This window comes from Streptomyces filipinensis, assembly GCF_014649495.1.
Lineage (GTDB): Bacteria > Actinomycetota > Actinomycetes > Streptomycetales > Streptomycetaceae > Streptomyces > Streptomyces filipinensis.
The window spans coordinates 74,720-95,979 of record NZ_BMTD01000007.1 but is presented as its reverse complement, the minus strand read 5'-3'; the positions used below and the strand labels follow the sequence as shown (position 1 = coordinate 95,979).

At 74.0% G+C, this 21,260-nt stretch carries 16 protein-coding genes; 6 read left to right on the top strand and 10 right to left on the bottom strand.

All coding sequences use genetic code 11. The annotated features are described in order from the left end of the window. The first annotated feature begins 17 nt into the window (after nucleotides 1-17). Nucleotides 18-2,192 (top strand): TerD family protein, encoded by a 2,175-nt coding sequence (locus IE244_RS17670; protein ID WP_191874478.1) that lies wholly within the window; start codon nucleotides 18-20, stop codon nucleotides 2,190-2,192. Nucleotides 2,193-2,353: 161 nt separating this feature from the next. On the opposite strand, the gene IE244_RS17665 is transcribed toward IE244_RS17670, so the two are convergent. Further along, on the bottom strand, nucleotides 2,354-5,728 hold the full coding sequence (locus tag IE244_RS17665; RefSeq protein ID WP_191874477.1) for a pyruvate carboxylase: 3,375 nt from the start codon (nucleotides 5,726-5,728) through the stop codon (nucleotides 2,354-2,356). 157 nt (nucleotides 5,729-5,885) lie between these two features. Next, a complete protein-coding gene (locus IE244_RS17660; RefSeq protein WP_229854170.1) occupies nucleotides 5,886-6,782 on the bottom strand; it encodes a hypothetical protein in 897 nt (298 codons plus the stop codon). Between the two features lie 784 nt (nucleotides 6,783-7,566). Here IE244_RS17660 and IE244_RS17655 point away from each other — a divergent pair. After that, entirely contained in the window at nucleotides 7,567-8,556 is a 990-nt protein-coding gene (locus tag IE244_RS17655) for an aldo/keto reductase (RefSeq protein WP_191874476.1), read from the top strand. 94 nt (nucleotides 8,557-8,650) lie between these two features. Here IE244_RS17655 and IE244_RS17650 read toward each other — a convergent pair whose 3' ends face one another. From IE244_RS17650 to IE244_RS17640, 3 genes are read right to left on the bottom strand one after another with little or no spacing between them, the layout of a single operon-like run. Then, nucleotides 8,651-9,388: a metallophosphoesterase family protein gene (locus IE244_RS17650; RefSeq protein ID WP_191874475.1), complete on the bottom strand. Its 738-nt coding sequence runs from the start codon at nucleotides 9,386-9,388 to the stop codon at nucleotides 8,651-8,653. After that, complete coding sequence (locus IE244_RS17645) at nucleotides 9,385-9,663, bottom strand: BON domain-containing protein (RefSeq protein ID WP_031169920.1); 279 nt, start codon at nucleotides 9,661-9,663, stop codon at nucleotides 9,385-9,387. Before IE244_RS17645 ends, IE244_RS17650 begins: the two co-directional genes overlap by 4 nt. Continuing rightward, the gene (locus IE244_RS17640) at nucleotides 9,660-10,478 is read right to left on the bottom strand and encodes a nucleotidyltransferase family protein (protein WP_229854169.1); all 819 of its coding nucleotides are present in this window, start codon (nucleotides 10,476-10,478) and stop codon (nucleotides 9,660-9,662) included. The genes IE244_RS17645 and IE244_RS17640 overlap by 4 nt, the downstream gene beginning before the upstream one ends. Nucleotides 10,479-10,796: 318 nt before the next feature. Here IE244_RS17640 and IE244_RS17635 point away from each other — a divergent pair, with 318 nt between their 5' ends. Beyond that, nucleotides 10,797-11,903 (top strand): PP2C family protein-serine/threonine phosphatase, encoded by a 1,107-nt coding sequence (locus IE244_RS17635; protein WP_308436269.1) that lies wholly within the window; start codon nucleotides 10,797-10,799, stop codon nucleotides 11,901-11,903. A 172-nt stretch (nucleotides 11,904-12,075) separates the two neighbouring features. Here the strand turns inward: IE244_RS17635 and IE244_RS17630 are convergent, their stop codons facing one another. The 3 genes from IE244_RS17630 to IE244_RS17620 form a co-directional block, all read right to left on the bottom strand. Further along, nucleotides 12,076-12,576: a hypothetical protein gene (locus tag IE244_RS17630; protein ID WP_191874473.1), complete on the bottom strand. Its 501-nt coding sequence runs from the start codon at nucleotides 12,574-12,576 to the stop codon at nucleotides 12,076-12,078. Nucleotides 12,577-12,866: 290 nt separating this feature from the next. Next, nucleotides 12,867-13,682, bottom strand: coding sequence for an SAM-dependent methyltransferase (locus tag IE244_RS17625; RefSeq protein ID WP_191874472.1), 816 nt, complete (start codon nucleotides 13,680-13,682; stop codon nucleotides 12,867-12,869). Nucleotides 13,683-13,741: 59 nt separating this feature from the next. Next, complete coding sequence (locus tag IE244_RS17620; RefSeq protein WP_191874471.1) at nucleotides 13,742-14,617, bottom strand: Sco1979 family transcriptional regulator; 876 nt, start codon at nucleotides 14,615-14,617, stop codon at nucleotides 13,742-13,744. Nucleotides 14,618-15,589: 972 nt separating this feature from the next. Between IE244_RS17620 and IE244_RS17615 the strand changes: the two genes are divergently transcribed. From IE244_RS17615 to IE244_RS17605, 3 genes are all read left to right on the top strand, one after another. Then, nucleotides 15,590-16,201 carry an ATP-binding protein gene (locus IE244_RS17615; RefSeq protein ID WP_191874470.1) on the top strand — a complete coding sequence of 204 codons (612 nt, stop codon included), beginning with the start codon at nucleotides 15,590-15,592 and terminating at the stop codon, nucleotides 16,199-16,201. 737 nt (nucleotides 16,202-16,938) lie between these two features. Then, nucleotides 16,939-17,589: a GNAT family N-acetyltransferase gene (locus IE244_RS17610; RefSeq protein WP_229854168.1), complete on the top strand. Its 651-nt coding sequence runs from the start codon at nucleotides 16,939-16,941 to the stop codon at nucleotides 17,587-17,589. A 69-nt stretch (nucleotides 17,590-17,658) separates the two neighbouring features. Further along, entirely contained in the window at nucleotides 17,659-18,456 is a 798-nt protein-coding gene (locus IE244_RS17605) for an SAM-dependent methyltransferase (RefSeq protein WP_191874468.1), read from the top strand. Nucleotides 18,457-18,705: 249 nt separating this feature from the next. On the opposite strand, the gene IE244_RS17600 is transcribed toward IE244_RS17605, so the two are convergent. Both IE244_RS17600 and IE244_RS17595 read right to left on the bottom strand, forming a co-directional pair. After that, nucleotides 18,706-19,005 carry a hypothetical protein gene (locus IE244_RS17600; protein WP_191874467.1) on the bottom strand — a complete coding sequence of 100 codons (300 nt, stop codon included), beginning with the start codon at nucleotides 19,003-19,005 and terminating at the stop codon, nucleotides 18,706-18,708. A 35-nt stretch (nucleotides 19,006-19,040) separates the two neighbouring features. After that, complete coding sequence (locus IE244_RS17595) at nucleotides 19,041-21,209, bottom strand: acetoacetate decarboxylase family protein (protein ID WP_191874466.1); 2,169 nt, start codon at nucleotides 21,207-21,209, stop codon at nucleotides 19,041-19,043. Nucleotides 21,210-21,260 lie beyond the last annotated feature (51 nt).

The window sequence follows — 21,260 nt, the reverse complement described above, 5'->3', positions numbered from 1 at the left end:
TCTGCGATCATGCCGCAATGCGCGACACCCTCGAACAGCTGGTCGTACGGCACACCCACCGCATCCCCGCCCCCACCGGAGCCGCCGGAAGCGGCGAGGTGACGGCGCGGCAGTTCGACGCCGCGCTGATGTCGGTGGGCTTCAAGCTCTCCGCGGCCGCTCTCGGGCACCTGTCGGCACAGTCCGAGGACGTGGTCGCCGACACCGCCGTACGCACCCTGGCGGCGGTCCGCGAGCTGGTCGGCGACCACGTCGAGCACAACGTCTACTTCGTCGACTTCCCGGCGAACGTCCCCGACACCGTCGAGTTCTGGATGCGTTGCGTCGACGAGGCGCTCACCGACGACTCCACCCGCACGGGCACGCTGAAGCAGCTGATCAGCGGGGTGGTCGACCTGCTGACCCTGCCGTCGTACGGCCGCTACCGGCACACCTACGCCGAGGTGCTCGCCCGGCACGACGAGCTGATCCCGGCGGCGGGCGACCGCCTGACCGTGCTGGACCTCGGCGCTCCGCTGGAGGACGAGGTCACCGCGCTGTACCTCGCCCTGGCCGGCAGCAGCACCCCGCTGGGCGAGGACGGCCTGCGCGACCTGGAGGTGCTCGCCGGGCACTGCGTGACCGGGCCGCAGCCCGAGGTGATCCCCGTGCGGGAGAACCGGGCCGTGGTCAACCGGGCACGGCTGCGGGCGGGCGCCGACCTGCTGCTGGACACCGTCACCGACGTGCTCCGCCTGGCCTGCGCGCTGTCCGACGGCGACGTGACCCTTCAGGAGCCCACCCGGTTCCGGGGGCTGTCCCGGCCGGTGCGCCGCGCGCTGCTCGCGGGACTGGACGCCGTCGTCGCCGCCTCCCCCGCCAAGCTGGCGGACGTCTCCGCCCACCGGGAGGCGTTCAAGCGCCTCGGGGAGCGGCTGCACCCGCACGAGTACCCCCAGTGGCCGCACGCCGTCGACGTGTTCGCCGTCGCCCGCGGTGAGCGCCGGGCGCCGTCCTTCGAGGGCCGCGTCGAGGAGCTCCTCGCGGCCGGCGACGTCACCGGGGCGGTTCGGCTGCTGCGGTCCGCTCCCGGGAAGCTGTTCCGCGCCCTGGACCGGCTGCTGCGCACGGCCCGCACCCAGGAGGAGCGCGACACCGTGGTCGCCGCGGCCGAGGAGGTCGCCGGCGAGGCGTCCGGGCGGGTCCTGCTCTCGGTGCGCGAGCATCTGTACAACCGTGCCGAGGCGGGGGAAGGCCGCCGGGTGTTCGTGAGCCGGCGGGGCCGCGCCTGGGTCACCGACGACACCCGCCCGCCCCTGCTGCCGCCGGAACGCGAGCGGCTGAGCCGCGCACTGGACCAGGAGATCGGCCGCCGGCTCCCGGCCGTGGACCGGCTGCTGGTCGACCCCGACGTGCTCGACGTGGCGCTGCCGCTCAGCGGCAAGGCGACCGCGTCCGGCCTGGGCGTGCTGCCGCGCGGCTCCCTCTCCCCCGTCGACGGCGAGCTGCTGCGCTTCTTCGTCTACTGGAAGGAGTCCGGCGGGCCCACCGACTACGACCTGTCGGCGCTGCTGCTCGACGCCGACTACGAGACGGTCACCTGGCTGTCCTGGACGGCCCTGTCCGACGTCGAGGGCGAGCACTCCGGCGACATCACCGAAGCCCCCGACGGTGCCTCGGAGTTCATCAACCTGCGCCTGGGTGCCGTGCGCGGCACGTTCGTCGTCCCGCAGGTCGACATCTACTCCGGGGAGGGCTTCGAAGAGGTCGAGGAGTCCTTCTTCGGGTTCATGCTGCGCGAGTCCGAGCAGGCCGGCCGCCCCTTCGAGCCGCGCACGGTACGGATGAAGTCGGAGCTGCGCGGGCCCGGCCGGGTCGCGCTGCCGCTGGCGTTCCTGCGCGACGCCGACGGCCGGTGGCACGCGAAGTGGCTGCACCTGTACCTCAAGGGGCATCCGGCGGCCAACCGGGTGGAGGGCAACCGGGTGTCGGTGGCGACGCTGCTGCGCGGCATCGTCGAGCGCGAGTACCTCACGGTGGGGTATCTCGCCGGGCTGCTGGCCGGACGCGGCACCACCGTGACCGAGTGGGACGGTACGGTGGCGGCCCCGGACGGCCCGGTCACCTACGTCGGCCTGCAGCGGCCGGAGGGACTGCACCCGGACTCCCGGATCGTCACCCCGGAAAATCTGCGCGACCTGATCCCGGAGTGACTGCTAACGTGAGCGACGGCGAGGCCATGAAGGGGCTTCCTTCTCACCTCTCCTGGCATAGGGATTAAATCCAGTCCCTTCGCTCTCCTCGCCGTCGGCGTCGGCCCCGTGGCACCTTCCGGTACCACGGGGCCTTGTCGTGCGTGCCGTGCGGGCGTGGCTCAGGCGAGCTCGACCAGCAGGTCGCCGCCCTCCACCTGCTGGATCCGGTTGATGGCGAGGCGCGACACCCGGCCCGCCTTCGGCGCGGTGATGGTGGCCTCCATCTTCATCGCCTCGATGGTGGCGACGGTGGCACCGGCCGCCACCTCGTCGCCCTCGGCCACCGCCAGGGTCACCACACCGGCGAACGGCGCGGCGACATGGCCGGGGTTGGCGCGGTCGGCCTTCTCCGTCACCGGCACGTCCGAGGCGGCGGCGCGGTCGCGGACCTGGATCGGGCGCAGCTGGCCGTTGAGCGAGGACATCACGGTGCGCATACCGCGCTCGTCGGCCTCGCCGACCGCCTGCAGCTCGATCAGCAGCCGGACGCCGGGCTCCAGGTCGACGGCGTACTCCTTGCCCGGGCGCAGCCCGTAGAAGAAGGCCTTGCTGTCCAGGACGCTGGTGTCGCCGAAGGCCTGCCGGTGCGTCTCGAACTCCCGCGTCGGGCCCGGGAACAGCAGCCGGTTGAGGGTGGCGCGGCGGTCCTTGGCCAGGCCCTCGCGGTCCTCGGCGGACAGCTCGGGCGCGGGCTTGGGCGCGGACCGGCCCCGCAGGGCCTTGGTGCGGAACGGCTCGGGCCAGCCGCCGGGCGGAGTGCCCAGCTCGCCGCGCAGGAAGCCGATGACCGAGTCCGGGATGTCGAACCTGTCCGGCGTCTCCTCGAAGGCCTCCGGGGAGACTCCGGCGCCGACCAGGTGCAGGGCGAGGTCGCCGACCACCTTGGAGGAAGGGGTGACCTTGACCAGGCGGCCGAGGATGCGGTCGGCGGCGGCGTACATGGCCTCGATGGCCTCGAAGCGGTCGCCGAGGCCGAGGGCGACGGCCTGCGTGCGCAGGTTGGACAGCTGCCCGCCGGGGATCTCGTGGTGGTAGACGCGGCCGGTCGGGGAGGCGAGGCCCGCCTCGAAGGGGGCGTAGATCCTGCGGACCCCCTCCCAGTACGGCTCCAGGTCGCCGACGGCCCCCAGGTCGAGGCCGGTGGGCCGCTCGGAGTGGTCGGTGGCGGCGACGAGCGCGGACAGCGACGGCTGCGAGGTCGTACCGGCCATGGAGGCCACCGCGCCGTCCACCGCGTCGGCGCCGGCCTGGATCGCGGCCAGGTAGGTGGCGAGCTGACCGCCGGCCGTGTCGTGCGTGTGCAGATGCACGGGCAGGTCGAACTCGCGGCGCAGCGCGGAGACCAGCTTGGCGGCGGCCGGGGCGCGCAGCAGGCCCGCCATGTCCTTGATGGCGAGGACGTGCGCGCCGGCGTCGACGATCTGCTCGGCCAGGCGCAGGTAGTAGTCGAGGGTGTAGAGCCGCTCGGACGGGTCGTTGAGGTCGGCGGTGTAGCAGAGGGCGACCTCGGCGATCGCGGTTCCGGTCTCGCGTACGGCGTCGATGGCGGGGCGCATCTGGCCGACGTCGTTGAGGGCGTCGAAGATGCGGAAGATGTCGATGCCGGTGGCGGCGGCCTCCTGCACGAAGGCGTCGGTGACCTCGGTCGGGTACGGGGTGTAGCCGACGGTGTTGCGGCCGCGCAGCAGCATCTGCAGACAGATGTTGGGGACGGCCTCGCGCAGCGCGGCCAGCCGCTCCCAGGGGTCCTCGGCGAGGAAGCGCAGCGCCACGTCGTAGGTGGCGCCGCCCCAGCACTCCAGGGACAGCAGCTGCGGCAGGGTGCGGGCGACGACCGGGGCGACGGCGAGGAGGTCCTTGGTGCGCACCCGGGTGGCGAGCAGGGACTGGTGTGCGTCGCGGAAGGTGGTGTCGGTGACGCCGATGGTCGGCGACTCGCGCAGCCGGCGGGCGAAGCCCTCGGGGCCGAGGTCGACCAGCAGCTGGCGGGAGCCGGCCGGGGGTTCGCCGGCCGGGAGCGGCGGGAGCTTGGTGACCGGGTCGAGCAGGTCGGGGCGCCCGCCGTGCGGCTTGTTGACGGTCACGTCGGCGAGGTAGGTGAGCAGCTTGGTGCCGCGGTCCGCGGAGGAGCGGGCGGTCAGCAGGTGCGGACGCTGCTCGATGAAGGAGGTGGTGACCCGCCCGGCCTGGAAGTCGGGGTCGTCCAGGACGGCCTGGAGGAAGGGGATGTTGGTGGCCACGCCGCGGATCCGGAACTCGGCGACGGCACGCCGGGCCCGGCCGACGGCGGCCTTGAAGTCCCGGCCCCGGCAGGTGAGCTTGACCAGCATCGAGTCGAAGTGCGCGCTGATCTCCGTACCGGCGTGGGTGGTGCCGCCGTCCAGGCGGATGCCGGAGCCGCCCGGGGAGCGGTAGGCGCTGATCCGGCCGGTGTCCGGGCGGAAGCCGTTGGCGGGGTCCTCGGTGGTGATACGGCACTGCAGGGCGGCGCCGCGCAGGGTGATGGTCTCCTGGGCGAGGCCGAGGTCGGCGAGGGTCTCGCCCGAGGCGATGCGCAGCTGGGCCTGGACCAGGTCGACGTCGGTGACCTCCTCGGTCACCGTGTGCTCGACCTGGATGCGCGGGTTCATCTCGATGAAGACGTGGTTGCCGTCGGGGTCGAGCAGGAACTCGACGGTGCCCGCGTTGCGGTAACCGATCTCGCGGGCGAAGCGCACGGCGTCGTCGCAGATCCGCGCGCGCACCTCGGGGTCGAGGTTGGGCGCGGGGGCCAGCTCGATGACCTTCTGGTGGCGGCGCTGGAGCGAGCAGTCGCGCTCGTAGAGGTGGATGACGTTGCCCTCGCCGTCGGCGAGGATCTGCACCTCGATGTGGCGCGGGTCGACGACGGCCTTCTCCAGGAAGACGGTCGGGTCACCGAACGCGGAGGCGGCCTCGCGGGAGGCGGCCTCGATGGACTCGCGCAGCTGGGCAGGGTCCTCCACGCGGCGCATGCCGCGCCCGCCGCCGCCCGCGACGGCCTTGACGAAGACGGGGAAGCCGATCTCCTCGGCCGCCCGCACCAGTTCGTCGACGTCGGTGGAGGGCTGGGAGGAGCCGAGCACGGGCACGCCCGCCGCGCGGGCGGCGGCGACCGCCCGGGCCTTGTTGCCGGTCAGCTCCAGGGTGGCCGTGCTCGGGCCGACGAAGGTGATGCCCGCCTCCTCGCAGGCGCGGGCCAGTTCCGGGTTCTCGGACAGGAAGCCGTAACCCGGATAGACGGCGTCGGCGCCGGCCCGGCGGGCGGCGGCCACGATCTCCTCGACGGAGAGATAGGCCCGCACCGGGTGCCCCGGCTCCCCGATCTCGTACGCCTCGTCTGCCTTGAGCCGGTGCAGCGAGTTGCGGTCCTCGTGCGGGAACACGGCGACGGTGCGCGCGCCGAGTTCGTAGCCCGCCCGGAACGCGCGGATCGCGATCTCTCCTCGGTTGGCGACCAGCACCTTGCGGAACATCCTGGATTCCCTTCAGCTGCCTGCCGGCGACGAACACCATGGTGTCAGCCACGCCCTGCCGTATCCGCGGCAAACCCTAGGGGGTGCCCGCGCGTGTCGACGTGCGAAAACCATCACATCGACGGGGTGGGCCGCGCCACACCCGCATCCGACGGAATCAGCATTCCAGGGATGTCATCGCCGTGTCGCGCGTACGGTCGGCGGTCGCCGGAGCGGACGGGGCGCCGGGCGGGGCGGGCGCGGGGACCTGCGCCGGCTCGGCGGGGGCGGGGTGGCGGTGCCGGGTCCCGGCCGGGGCGGGACCGCCGGACCGCGTGGTCCGCGCCGGCCGCGGGGACCGCACACGGTCGCGCGGGCGAGCACGGCGGCCGTGCAGGAGGCCGAGGAGGATCGCCGTGACCACCGCGACCAGGTGCTCGCGGCCGGCCAGGTCGGGCACGGCGAGGGACTGCCCCACCATCGAGCCGCCGGTCAGGGCGAACACCAGCGGCGCGCGTCTGATCACCGCGAGATAGGTGAACAGGCCGACGATGGCCGCGGAGGGTCCCGTGTCGAGCACCTGGCCGTACGCCGGCGGCAGCCCGAGGCCCCACCAGCCGGGGCCCAGCGCGATCATCACGCGGGCGGCGAGCGTGCCGGCCAGGGTGGTGACGTAGGCGATCGCCAGGGTCCGGGCCCGGCCCAGGAGCAGTTCGGCGAGGGCGAAGGCGAGGAAGAGCTGGGTGATGCCCGCCCACACGGGCAGGTCGAGTGCGGGGACGTACAGCGACACGGGCGTACGCAGCAGCGAGAGCCACAGCGGGAGGTCGGCGTCGACGCCCCCGAGGCGCTGGACCCACAGCCGGCCGAGCGGGTGCTGGGCGACGTCGTGGCAGAAGACCACGCCGAACGCGGCGACGAACCCCAGGAGGAGCGCGGACACACCGCGCCGGGTGAGGCACCGCACCGGGTCGACGACGATCGCACACCACTCGGTCCGCAGCGTCCGCGCGGTGAACCGGGCGAGCCGTGCGGGCAGTGAGCGGTGACGGTCGGTGTGCCCTTCAGTCGTCATGAGGCACGGCAGCCCATCGCCTGCGGCTCCCCCGTCATGTCCCTCGCCCCCTTCACCCCGCTCACGGTGGTCGGACCGTGCGGGGCTTTCTGCCGGCGTTCGCCCGTTCCGGGCGTCAACGTAGAGCTGCGGCGGTGAGGCCCGATCGGGGACAGTCCAGCGAGCCGGAGGACAGGCGTCAAGATCCATTGCGGGGACGCGCGGGTGTGGGAAGACCCACAGGCGCGCGGGGCCGGGAATCGAGGAGCGCGGGGCAACCTCCACCCTCTCGGACCCGTCCTGCGGAACGAGGCCCCCGCGACTCCCGTACGGCTCCGGCGGCGTGCGCGGGGCGGGGCGTCGCAGTCGCCCTCTTCAGTCCAACGCGCCGGAACGACCGCTCAGTTCATTCAACGAACGCGAAACCTTTCTGATCCGATCACGAACTCTCGTACGGTGACCGTCCCTTCACCACCGAGTGTCATGTCTCGCCACGAACACACCCCTGCCCACCTCGGGCGCCGATCGCCGCCCTGTCCCGGCTGGGGAACGATCCGGTGATCACCCGGAACGACCTGTTCGAGCTGCCGGTCCGGCTGGGCGCGTAGCCCGGCCCGGAGCGCGGCTTGACTTGGAGAGCGCTCCAACTCGTAGCGTCGCGGACGTCCGGCACGAGGGTGCCCGCGCCCGGCCTCCCCCACGGGATGCCGGGTGCCGCGATCCGTCGCTAGATGGAAACAGGGCGGACCACGGCCCGTGCCGTACGGAACGACGATCGAGTGCGCAGGAAAGGCTGGGACATCGCATGCAGAAGCGCAGTCTGCGGGACCTCCAGGTATCGGCCATCGGCCTCGGATGCATGGGGATGTCCGCCTTCTACGGATCCGCCGACCAGGAGGAGGGCATCGCGACCATCCGGCGGGCCCTGGAACTGGGCGTCGACTTCCTCGACACGGCCCAGGTGTACGGGCCGCTGACCAACGAGTCGCTGGTCGGCGAGGCGATACGGGGACATCGCGACGAGTACGTGATCGCGACCAAGTTCAACTACCGCATGGACGAAGCCGTACCCGGCGACATGAGCACGATCGGCCGGCAGGACGGCTCGGCCGAGCACGTGCGCGCCTCGGTGCACGGCTCGCTGGAGCGGCTCGGCACGGACCACATCGACCTGTACTACCAGCACCGGGTCGACCCGGACGTGCCCATCGAGGAGACGGTCGGCGCGCTGGGCGAGCTGGTCGCCGAGGGCAAGGTGCGCCACATCGGGCTGAGCGAGGCGAGCGCGGAGACCATCCGGCGGGCGCACGCCGTGCACCCGATCACCGCGGTGCAGAGCGAGTACTCGCTGTGGACGCGGGACGTGGAGGCCGAGGTGCTGCCCGCGTGCCGGGAGCTGGGCATCGGCTTCGTGCCGTACTCCCCGCTCGGCCGCGGCTTCCTCGCGGGCCGCTTCACCTCGCCGGACGAGCTGGACGAGAACGACTTCCGCCGCGCCAACCCGCGCTTCACGGACGCCAACCTGGAGGCGAACCTGCGACTGGCGGCGAAGGTGAAGGAGATCGCCGCCGAGAAGGACGTGACCCCGGCCCAGCTGGCCATCGCCTGGGTGCTGGCCCAGGGCGAGGACCTGGTGCCGATCCCGGGCACCAAGCGCCGCGGCTACCTGGAGCAGAACGCCGGTGCCGTCGGTATCGGGCTGACCGAGGAGGACCTGGCCCGTATCGACGCGGAGCTGCCCGAGGCGGCGGGCGAGCGGTACGACGAGGCGGGCATGCGGGCGGTCAACCGCTAGGGGCGGGACATTGCGGTCCCCGCAGGATCCGGGAGAGAGCCTCGGCGGGTCGCCACCTGCCGGGCCCGGTGTCTGACGCCTGCCGGGGCTGGACTCACCGCTGCGGGTGCTGCTCCCGGCCCGGCAGGTGGTACACGTGGAAGGCCTGTTGGATCACCGGCTGGGCCACGTTCCGCACGCGCACGCCGCCGCTGGTCATGCCGTGCTCGGTGCCGGCGTGGGCGTGGCCGTGCACGGCCAGGTCGGCGCCGCCGGTGTCGATCGCCTCCGCCAGCAGATAGCTGCCGAGGAACGGATAGATCTCCTGCGGCTCCCCGGCGAGGGTGTCCGGCACGGGTGAGAAGTGGGTCAGGGCGATCCGCACGTCGCAGTCGGCCAGCTCCTTCAGGGCGGTGTGCAGGGTGTCGGCGCACCGGCGGCTGTAGCGGACGAACTCCTTCATGAGCGGTTCGCCGAACTCCCCGGCGCAGCGTCCGACGAATCCGCCGCCGAAGCCCTTGGTCCCCGCGACCCCGATCCGGCGCTCGCCCGCGGTGACGACGGCGGACTGCCCCTCCAGGACGTGGGCCCCGGCGTCGCGGAGGATCGCGGCGACCTCCTCGGGCCGTTCGTCGTGGTGGTCGTGGTTGCCGAGGACGGCGACGACCGGCACCCCGATGTCCTTGATCTCCCGTGCGACGACCGCGGCCTCCTCCGGGGTGCCGTGCCGGGTGAGGTCGCCGGCGAGCAGCAGGACGTCGGCGCACCCGGGGAGCGTCTCGAAGGAGGGGCGCAGCGTGCCCTGGCTCTCGGGGCCCATGTGGATGTCCCCGACGGCCGCGACGCGGATCATGTCAGGTCCTCTCCGTGGTCGGGCGAGGAGGTCCCGGCGACGAGGATGTCGCAGTGGACGGGATGCTCCGCCAGTTCCTCGCGGGCCATGTGGCAGATGTCGTCCCGGCACTGGGCGGACGGCACGGTGCCGGTCAGCAGGACGGCGTCGCCGCGCATCTCCACTCGTACGCCGAGTTCCCCGAGGGGTCCGGCGGCCAGGTGCTCGGCGAGGTGGGCGACGCGGTAGTCCAGGTTGCCGGCCGCCGGCGGGGGCGGCGGGCTCGTGTCGGTCATGGCTGCCCCTCCTGGGGGTCGATCACGTTCAGCCGTTCGAGGAGGAAGAGGAAGGCGGCCGGCATGGGCTGGTCCCCGCAGGCGGCCCGGACCTCGTCCCAGTCGACCTTCTCGCGGACGGCCCGGGCGACCGGCAGGACGGCCCCGAAGTCGCAGTAGTGCTCGGAGAAGGCGCTGAGCAGGCTGTGGATCAGGTCGGTCGGGGACAGGACGGGCATCAGCACCGAGTCGACCGGCAGGACGTGGGCGCGCTCCAGCAGGTCCTTGGTGACGGGCTGGTGCGCGAGGGCGAAGATGATGTCGACGTTCTGCCCGCGGCACGTGGTCTTCAGCAGCCAGTCCTCGGGCGGGGTGCGGACGGCGAGGCCGGCCTCGGCCAGCGTGGCGACGACCGTGTCGGCGTCGTCGGGCAGGACGCAGAAGTCCGCGTCGTGCTGGAGGTAGCGGCTGCCGCCGTGGGCGTAGACGGCCACGCTCCCGGCGAGCGCGAAGGGATGGCCGGCGCGTTTGAGGAGGGCGCCGATCTCCTTGGCGGCCTCCAGGATCGCCTGGCTGCGGTCGTGCGGCAGGTCCGGCTGTCCCGGCGCGGACCCGTGATGCAGGTCCGGCGACTCCGGCACGGGCTCATGCGGCAGATGCGGCGACCCTGGCACGGACTCGTGCGACAGGCGCGGCGCCCCTGGCACGGACTCGTGCGACGGGTCCGGCGGCACCGGCGCTGAGGTGGCAGGCCGGTCCGGTCCTTCCGTGGCGAGGTGGAGTTCGGTGACCTCCGGCGGCCGGAGGGGCGCGGTGTCCTCCCCGTTTCGTGTCATGACCTCTCCTTCACGGCACCCGGCGCCCCCGGGGCGGCCGGTCCGGTCCCGGGGGTCCTACGGGTACCCGCCGCGACCGCACCGACACGACGCACCCTCCGGCGGTCGGCGACGTCTCTGTCCGCCGGGTGCGGCAGCAGGTCGCCGGGCGCGAGGGAACAGGCCGTCGCAGGCAGTGTCGGGACGAGCGGGCGAGGCCGCGGCGGACGCAGCCCGGCTCGGGCTGCCCTCGTGTGACGTGCGGCGCGTGCGGCCGGAGAGCAGGCTGTAGGAATGAAACCCCGGCTCAGGGGGGCTTGGCGGCAGCCTTGGCGGTCGATGCATCCGCTGTTGTTGCTCCCGGTCGCGCTCATCGTCGTGATCACGGTGGTGGACATGCAGACCCCCTACAGCGTCCACCTCGGCCCGGCCCTGGTGATCGCGCCCGCGCTGACGCCCTCCATCGCCGGGCCCCGCACCACGGCGGTCATCGGGGCGCTCGCCCTGGCCGCCCAGATCCTCATCGGAATCACCCACGGCGGTCTCGGCACCACGAACCACATCGTGCAGATCATCACGCTCGCGGTGCTCTCGGTGCTGGTGGTGCTCTACAGCGCCCTGCGGGAACGCCGGCAGGCCCAGCTGGCCCAGGTCCGCACGGTGGCGGAGGCCGCCCAGCACGTGCTGATGTGGCCGCTGCCCGAGCAGATCGGCCCGCTGCGGATCGCCTCGCTGTATCTGGCCGCCGAGGACGAGGCGCAGATCGGTGGCGACCTCTACGCGGCGACCCGGTGCGACGGCGGGGTCCGCGTGCTGATCGGCGATGTCCGCGGCAAGGGACTGGCCGCCATCGGCGAGGCCGCCCTGCTGCTCGGGGCCTTCCGGGAGAGCGCGCACCGGCGCATCCCGCTCGCGGAACTGGCGGCCGTCCTGGAGCAGAGCATCGCCCGGCACGCCGCGGACCTGGAGCCGCCCGAGGAGGCGGGCGAACGGTTCGCCACGGCGCTGCTGGTGGAGATCCCGGACCGGGATCCGGTCACCCGGATGACCAGTTGCGGCCATCCGCCGCCGCTGCTGCTGAGCCCCGGCCACGCCGTCACCGTCCCCAGCCTGCACCCGTCACCGCCGCTCGGGGTGCACGGCGGCACCGAGCACACGCTGGACGTGTTCTCCTTCGAGCCGGGCGACACCCTGCTCCTCTACACCGACGGCGTGGTGGAGGCACGGGACGCCCGCGGCCGGTTCTACCCGCTCACCGAGCGGGTGATGCGCTGGACCGACGACAGTCCCGAGGCGCTGATGCACCATGTGCGGCGCGATCTGCTCGCCCACGCCGGGGGCCGGCTCGGCGACGACGCCGCGCTCATCGCACTGCACCGCACGGCCGTGGAGCGGCACCGCCACCACGGCCGGGTCCCCGGCACGGAAGCCCTCCGGCACGGGTGACCGCGTCCGGCGGGCGGACGCTGCGGGCACGCTCGGTCCCGTGATCCCGGCCGGCGCCCGGGCCCCGCCCGGAGCGGCGGTGCCCCGGGTACGTCCCGCGCGGGCACCGCCGGCCGCCACGGCAGGCGTGCGTCCCGCCCCGAGTGGGGCGGGGCGGGACGCACGCCCCCGGTCAGCGGACCGACTTGAGGTCGGTGATCTTCAGGGTCTTCAGGTCGGACTGCACGTCGATCTTGCTGACCTCGGCGTGCGGACCGTCGCTCCAGGTGAGCGTGACCCGGCTGGTGGCGTGGCCGGCGCCGGAGCCGGTGTAGGTCACCTTCCACTTCACCGGAACGTTCTGCGCGAAGAGGATGCCGTCGGCGTGCTCCCTCTTCTCGAAGGCCGTCACCTTCCTCTGGGCGGCGGCGGAGAGGTAGAAGCCCCGCAGTGCCTTGGCGGCCTCGCCCGCGGACCTGTCGTCGGTGGACCAGACGGCGTCGATGTAGGCGCCGTAGAAGTCCGCCACGTGCTGGGTGACGTTGCGCGGGTCGCCCTGGGCGGAGGACACGGCGGCGGCGTGGGTGGTGCGGCTCGCGCCGGTGCCCGCGAGGGCGGGCGCCACGGCGGCCAGGGTGATGCCGCCGGTGAGGACCGCGGCGGCGAGGAGGGTCTTGCGGCTGTGAACGGACATGCGTCTCATTCCCCCGGTTTCGTGACGTCCGGGCCGATCCCGTCCGTCGACGGACCTTAAGACCTCATTTCCCTCGCGCCGGTTCCGCTTCTCCCGGCATTTTTCCCACTCCCCTCACAGAACATGAGGCGGCCGGAAGGTTGTGCCGAATTCCGGTCCGTTTTCCGCGCCGTTTCGGTCATCCCGCCGTGCGCGAGGAGAAGGGGCCGGGGTCCGGGAGGTGGGTGCGGACCCCGGCCCCTGGTCTGTCAGGGCTCGCCGGTCGTCTGTCAGGGCGTGCCTACGGCTCGTCAGGGCTTGCGGGCGACCGCGCCGTACATGGCGATGTCCTCGTCGCGGATGCCCTTCTCGCCGGTCCCGTCGGGGTGCCACTTGTGCACCTGGACGATGCCCGGCTCGACCAGCTCCAGGCCCTCGAAGAACTCGTGGGCCTCGGCGAGGGTGCGCAGCCGCATCGGCATGTCGCGGGCCGCGTACTCGCGGGCGACCCGGCCCACCTCCTCGGGGGCGAACTCGGCGGTGCCGATGGACATCGCGAGGTGACTGCCGGACGGCAGCGGCTCCAGCAGCCGGCGTACGACACCGACCGCGTCGTCCGCGTCGAGCATGAAGTGGACGATGGCGATGACGGTGAGCGCTACCGGCTTGCCCAGGTCCAGCGTCTCGCGCAGCTCGGGGGCGTCCAGGATGGCCGCCGGGTCGCGGAAGTCCGCCTCCAGGTACGCGGTACGGCCCTCGGGCGCGCTGGCGAGCAGGCCCTGGGAGAGGGTGAGCACGATCGGGTCGTTGTCGACGTACACGACCCGGGACTCGGGGGCCACGGCCTGGGCGATCTCGTGCAGGTTCGGGGAGGTCGGGATGCCGGTGCCGATGTCCAGGAACTGGCGCATGCCCGCCTCCTCGGCGAGCCAGCGCACGGCGCGGTTCATCCAGTCGCGGTTGGCGCGCATGTGGACCGGGAGCGCGGGCCACTCCCGGGCCATGGCGTCGCCCGCCTCCTGGTCGGCGGGGTAGTAGTCCTTGCCGCCGAGGATGTAGTCGTAGATGCGGGCGGAGTGGGCGTTCTCGGTGTCGATCCGGTCGGCCGGCCATCCGTTGTCGGGCAACGCCGTGTCTCCCATTCAGGTCGAGGGGTGGGGGCTTCGCGTACGCGCGGGCGGGTGCGTCACAGCTCCTTGCGGATCGCGCCGAGCAGGGCCTCGGTCTTCCTGGCGGGTGCGGCCTGGGCACCGAGCCGGTCCAGTGCCTCCCGGTACACCACGACGTCGTCGGTCTTGTCGAGGTAGACGGCCCCGACCAGGCCGTTGAGGTAGACGACGTCGGGCAGTTCGCGGGCCCGGAACCGGAAGAGGTGATAGGCGCCCGCCCGCAGCGCCGGGTGCGGGCCGTTGGCGAACGGCATGAGCTGCAGGGTGACATGGGGCAGCCGGTTGACCTCGATGAGGTGGTCGACCTGCGCCCGCATCACCTGCGCCCCGCCGACCGGCCAGCGCAGTACCGTCTCGTCCATCACCACCCACACCCGCGGCGGCGCCTCGCGGGCCAGCAGCTCCTGGCGGCGCATGCGCAGGGCGACCCGGCGTTCGGTGGCCTCGGCGGAGGCGTGCGGAGTGTCCGCGGCGAGCAGGGCGCGGGCGTAGTCCTCGGTCTGCAGCAGGCCGTGCACGAACTGGTTCTCGTACGCGCGGATCTGCAACGCGGCCTGTTCCAGGCTGAGGTAGGCGGCGAACCAGTCGGGCATCACATCGCGGTACGTGTGCCACCAGCCGCGCTTGTTCGCCTCGCGCACGGACTGCAGGAAGGTGTCGATCTCCGCCCGGTCGGTGACGCCGTAGACCTGGAGCAGTTTCTCGACGTCCGCGAGCCGCAGCCGGGCCACCTTGGCGGCCTCCATGCGGCGGATCGTGGAGTGGCTGACCCCGATGGCGGCGCCCGCTTCCGGGTAGCCGAGGCCGGCCCGGGTGCGCAGCTCTTCCAGTTGACGGCCCAGGATCATGCGCAGGACGGAGGGGGCGCCGCCCCAGTCGGTCTCCGCGGTCACGCGCCACACCCCCTCAGCAGGTCACGGGGACACCGTCGCACACGATCGCTTCCCCGACCCATTCGATCACGTTCTGGCGGAAGCAGCATGCACTTGGCTACTTGCAAATTTCAACTTGCTGGTTGCGGAGCGTTGTCGGCAGGTGCCACAGTGGACTCACTGCTCCGGCTGACCAAGGAGCGGGCGGCGCGGCCGGGTTGGGGGAGACCTGGCCGCACTACGGCCTCGTGGGAGGCGGTGTGTCGTCTGCTGCGCGAGCGGCCGGCGAGAGCCCGACACCCCCACACGAGGCCGGACGAAAGGCGCACGGCGATGGCTCCGCCCTCCCTCCCCCGACCACTCCACCGAGCACCCTTGCCGTCAAGCCCGTCGCGCCTGCCCGCGGTACCCCGCCGGCACCGGCCCGCGGACCCGGTGAAACCCCTGCGCCGGGATGCGGGCGACGCGGAGCGCACAGGCCTGCCCCGGGACACCGCCGAACCGACCCACCGGGCCCCGGACCTCCTCACCCGGCCACACCACGCGCCGGGCATCGCCGAGCGAGCGCATCAGACTCCGGACGGCATCGACCGGCCCCGCCGGACCCCGGAGACGACAGACCGGCAACACACCGTGCCGGACACCGCCCACCGGGCACACCGGACCCCGGACGACACGGACCGGCCACACCGGACGCCGGAGACCGCCAACCCGCGACACCCCGTGCCGGACACCGCCGACCGGCTGCAACAGGCTCCGCACGACGCTGAGGCGGCACGTCGGGCGCCGGACCGCACCGACCGCACACACATGGTTCCCGACACCGCGGACGGACCGCGCCGGGCTCCGGAGAACGCCGGCACCGCGGACCTGCCTCGTCCGGCTCCGGCGAACACCGCTGCGGCGGACCGAGCACCGGACCGTGCCGACCGGGCACCCCGCGTTCCGGACGTCGCCGGCCGGCGGCCGCCCCGGGCTCCGGACGGTGCGGGGATGCGGGACGCGTGGGCTGCCGCGGCGGAGGCCGCCCCGTACCGGGCCTCGGACACCGGGGACCGCCCCCTCCCCGGGGCGGACACCGCGGAGCATCCGCACCGGCCGCCGCTCCCGGCCGGTGTCCTCGTACCACCCGGAGGCGAGCGACCCGGTCGACTCCCTGGACCCCTCGGTCCCGACCGGCTCGCCTCCGGGGCCCCGCCGTCCCGCTCCGCGCCCACCACCGCCTTCGAGCTGCCGGCCCGGCCGGTGGCCGTCGGCACGGCCCGTCGCGCCGTACGGGACCTGCTGGCCGCCTGGGGCGTGCCGGCAGACCGGCGGGACGACGCGGTCCTGGTGACCTCGGAGCTGGTCACGAACGCCCTCGTGCACACGGCCGGTGAGCGGATCGCCTGCCGGGTGCACGGCACGGCGGACCGGATACGGATCGAGGTCGAGGACCAGGGAGGCGGCCACGCGCTGCCGGCGGCGCGCCGCCCGGGGCCCGACGACCAGCACGGGCGCGGGCTGTTCCTGGTGGACGCGCTGAGCCTCGACCGGGGCGTGGCGCCGGTGTCCGGCCGGTCCGCCCGCGTCGTCTGGGCGGAGCTGCCGTCAGGCCTCGGCTGATCCCCCAGCCGTCGATCCCATCCCCCGCCCCGGACCATCCCCCACTCGTCCGAAGGATTCCCCATGCACCACGCGGCCCCCGTCCCCGCCCCGTCCGCCGACCCCTCATGGACCCGCACCCGCCCCAAGCCGGGCTCCCAGGAGCAGGCCGGCTGAGCCCGAACGCCCCGCCGGCCCCGCGGAGTCCATCCCCAGCCATCGCGTCACTCACGCCACGCGGACGCCCGCGGCGCGCTGTCGTGCCACAGCACCCGGCCCCCCGTCACCTCGACACCCCGGTACGGAGGGGCCCACGCCCCCGTGCCGTGCTCCACCCGGCTCCCACCGCCCCCAGCACCCCCACACGGGGGCGTGGGCCCCACGCCGCACTTCACCTGCTCCCTGCCTCGACATCCCCGCCGCCCCGCAGCCCCGAGGGGATACGGATCCGGGTGCTTCCCGGAACCGGCCCACCGCCCCACGACCGCGCCCCACCCGCCCGGCACCCCGCACGCACCACCCCACCCACACCCCACCTCCACGCCACCCTCACGTCACACCGCTGCACGTCGCTGCGCGCCGCCCCGGTGCGCCCCGCCCGGCGACCGAAACCACCCCCACGCACACCCCACCCACCCGTGAAGCCCGGTACATTCACCGCCGGTGCGGGGCGTCCGCATCTGGCGGGGCCCGGGGTTCGTGCGGGCTCCGCGTCCGCGACGCGGAACGTTCCGCCGGGGGTGTGCATGGTCTGGTCGGTGATCCGCCGGAGGCGGCCCGCAGCCGGGCTGCCCGCGCCCGGCCGGTGCGAGCCCGCGTGCGGCCGGCACGCCCTGGCCACCGAACGGCTGTTGCTGTTCACCCCCCGGACCCGGCTCGACGTGGCGGCGGCGCTCGCCGCCTGCGCCGACGCCGAGGCGCAGCGCTGGCTCGGCACCCAGGCCGACCGGGTCGTGCCCGATCCCGGCACCCGCCGGGCCCTGCTGGCCTGGCGCCCGGCGGGTGACGACGGCCGCCGGGTGCCCCCAAGGCTGGCGCAGCCGTACGCACCCGGCCCGGACGACCCGCTGTTCCTGGTCTGTGTGCGCCGATCCGACCTCGCCTACGCCGGCGCCCTGGAACTGGAGCACCGCACGGGCGAGATGGGCGGCTGGCTGGCGCCGTCCTGCCGGGGCCAGGGCCTGGGCGCGGAGCTGTTCCGCGCGGGCGCGGCGCTCGCGCACACCCATGCCGGACTGGCGACGGTCCGGGCGGGTGCGGAGCCCGGGAACACCGCGAGCCGCCGGGCCCTGGCCCGGGCCGGCTTCGTGGCGGACGACGGGCCGCCCCGCCACACCCTGCCCGACGGCCGTGAGGTCGACGCCGTCTGGCACCGCCACGACAGCACGGCGGCTTCCCGCTGCCGCTGACCACCCGCTCACGCGACGCCCGACCAGCGGCGTGCGCCATCCACCCCCCACTTTTCACGGAGAGCCGACGTGACAGACACCGGATTCAGCCCGGAGCGCATCGACACCGGCAAGCCGCACTCGGCCCGGATGTACGACTGGTTCCTGGACGGCAAGGACCACTACCCGGTCGACGCCGAGGCCGCGCAGCGAGTGCTGGAGCTCTTCCCGGGTGTCAAGGACACGGCCTGGGCCAACCGCGAGTTCATGCACCGGGCCGTCCGCTTCGTCGCCCGTCAGGGCGTCGACCAGTTCCTGGACGTGGGCACCGGGATCCCCACCGAGCCGAATCTGCACCAGATCGTCCAGGCCGTCGCCCCGAGCGCCCGCGTGGTGTACGCGGACAACGACCCGATCGTTCTCCGGCACGCCGAAGCCCTGCTCCGCGGCACGCCCGAGGGCCGTACCGCCTATGTGCACGCCGACGTCCGGGAACCGGAGCGGATCGTGGAGTGCGCCCGCGAGCATCTGGACCTCACCCGGCCCGTCGCCCTCTCCCTGATCGCGCTGCTGCCGTTCGTCACCGACGAGCAGGATCCGCACGGTGTCGTGCGCACGTTGCTGGAGCCGCTGCCCTCCGGCAGCCATCTACTGTTGTCCCACGGCAGCGCCGAGTTCGACCCGGAGCTACGGGAGCGGATCGTGGCGGTCTACCGCGCCGGCGGCACCCCGGTCCAGGCCCGTTCGCTCGCCGAGGTGACCCGGTTCTTCGACGGCCTCGACGTGTACGAACCGGGTGTCGTGCCGGCCACGCGCTGGCTCCCGGAGCCGGGCATGCGGGTCGTGGCGGAACAGCCGGTGTACGTGGGGGTGGCCCGCAAGCCCTGACGCGGCGGGTACGGGGTCCGGCCCGGTCGGCCGTGCCGGACCGGCGCTGCGGACATATGCTGCGAAATGCCGCCCCGAAGGGAGTGAGCCGTTGCGGCGCATCAGCTCGGCGGAGGCGGTGTTGCGCCGCCACACCGCGCCGCCACCTCACCCGCGCGGCGGCCGAGCGGGTCCGCTGAGAGGAACGGGGCGGGCGGCCGCGTCATCACGACGCGCCCCGCCGGACGGAGAGCGGCACACTCGGCCGGGTCACCGCCGGGCGGCCGAGGGCCCGGTCCCCGGCTTCCCCACCCCGGCCCGTGCGTGGACCTCCAACGCGCGGGCGGCACGGCGCAGTTGATCCGCCGCGGTGGTGCACGCGGCGGCCTGGCGCTCCAGGGCGGGGCGGGTGCCCCCGGGTGCCGCGGCGCAGCCGCTGAGGGCGGCGGCGGTGGCGAGCAGCTTCCGGGCACAGCCGTCCATGAGGCCGGCGTCGGCACGCAACATGGCGGCGCGGGCGAGGAGTTCACCGGCCGAGGCCGTGGTCGCTCGGGGGGACTCGGTCACCATGGCGGCTCCCACTCGACGGGGCAGGGTAGGGGTCGTCAGCGCGGCAGCAGGGCGCCGGCGCTGCGGTGGGCCAGGAACTGGGGACAGGCGAGGACGAACAGGGGCCTGGCCGTGTCGAGGCCGAGCCGGCGCAGCTGTCCGGCGAGGGGTTCGGCCGCCGCGGTGCCCAGCCGCAGCCGCACGCCGGTGCCGGGGTGCAGCCGCGGCCTGCCGTGGGTCCGGACCAGGGTGCGTACGGTGCTCTCGCCCCGGCGGCCGTAGAGGACCCAGTCGGCCTCCGGGCAGCGGACGCCCGGCCCGAGCCGGCCGGTCACGGCGAGTCCGAGGTCCCGGGACCGTACGTCGATCCGCCGGCCCGTCAGGTCGGCCTCGGCGGTCGTCCGCATCGCGGGCTGGCCCCAGATCTCCCGGGCGACCACGCGGGCCTCCTCGCTGGTGACGGCGAGGCAGAGCACGTAGCGGCCGGTGCGCCGCAGGTCGGCGCGGCGCAGCGGGTCCACGGCGAGGTCGTACGGGCGGGGCCGCCACAGGTCGTCGACCAGGACGGACAGGGCGATCTCGGTGTAGGGGCCGATCGTGGTGCAGCGGTGCTCGTACAGCGACAGCACGGCGAGGGCCCGCCGGCCCAGCCGGCTCGGGGTGAGCCAGGTGCCGCCGGGCAGCAGACCGCGCGCCGCGTCGGCGCGGACGGGGTAGCAGAGGTGGGCGACGGCGGAGTCGTAGGAGCGCACCGGCACCTCGACGGGGCCGACCGTCGTGGGGGACGGGCTGGTGGGCAGGGTGAGGAAGGGATGGCCCTCGGGCGGGTGGGCGCGGTCCCGGGGCTGGTAGGCCCGGGTGCGCACGACGGGGCCCCGGTAGGCCGCGAGTGCCTCGTCGACTCTCTCGCGGGCCTCCGGGACGACCGTGCGCAGGTGCTCGATGTACTCGCGGAGCATGTGGCACAGCGGGAACTCCCGGGTGGGCCCGGGGTAGGCGACCTCGTACCGGTGCGGATGCGGGTCGAGGCGGGGGGTCGTGTTCCGGTCGTCCGGGACGGGCACGGGGTCGTGCTGGTTGGTGATGTGCGCGATCCAGGTGCGCGGGTCGGCGGGCTCCCTGGTGCCGGCCGGGGAGCCGACGGTGACGACGTGCGTGACCCGGTAGCTGCGGCAGAACTCCGCGTCGTGGGCGAGGTTCAGCAGCGCGGTGCCGCCCTCGCCGTGCCCGACGAACGCGAGGTCGGCGCCGCGCGGGATGCCGTAGTCCTTCAGGGCGGCCAGGATCGAGCGGGTGCAGGAGGAGTCGGTCGTGAACAGCTCGCGCCAGGCACCGACGTAGTCCGGTGGGGAGTCGTTGCGCGGGCGGCCCGGTGCCGTGCCGGGCGCCTGGACGACGTAGCGGACGACCCCGTCGGGGCCCCGCACGTTCTGTACGAGGATCCGCCCGTTGCTGGACAGCACCTCGATGTTGCGCAGGAACCCGAGGAAGGAGCCCTCGGTGGCGATGAACTGCTTCTCCTGGTCGGTGAGTCCGACGGGCTCGGCGGCGCCCTCGCTCCTGGGCACGGACACGAGGCGAGCGGCCCCGATGCCGTCGGGCGACGCGGCGGACGGCCCACGCCGCGCCGCGAACGGCCGGCCGGTCCGGCCGGCCCCCGGGTCCTCCTCCAGCAGGGCCCGCAGGGCGAGCAGTGCGGCCAGCAGCGGAGCGAGCCCCGACAGGCCACGCTGGGCGCCCCGGTCCCGGAACAGCGCGCGCAGGGCCCGTACGGCGTCCGGGTCGCGGCCTCGGTCGACGGCCTCCCTCAGCCGGCGCATGCCCGGGTCACGCGCCAGCTCGGGGTGGTCGACCAGCAGGGCCGCGATCCGCAGCCGCAGGGAGGCGAGGCCGACCAGCACGGCCAGGCTCTCCCGGCCGGGCACCGCACCGCCCGCGCCGAACGCCCTGGCGACGCCCTTCGGCACGGTGGTCGCCGAGCCGCCGAGGCCGTGCCTGTGCGTCAGGGCCCGTAGCAGCGCCCACCGGGCGGCGAGAGCGGTCCGGGGGTGGCGGCGTGCGGAGGCCCTCAGGGGTGCCGCCCGCAGCGCGCCACCGGTGCGGGCCGACACCGAGCGGATGTCCTCGGCGACCTCGGCCAGGTCCCGCGCGCACCGGCGCAGCAGCTCGCCTGCGTCCTGGCCGTCCGGCGCGGACCGTCCGGGTGCGTGGCCGTCCGCTCGCATCCGACGCTCCCTGGCTCGACGACGTTCGACGACAACGACGGGCTTCGGCCA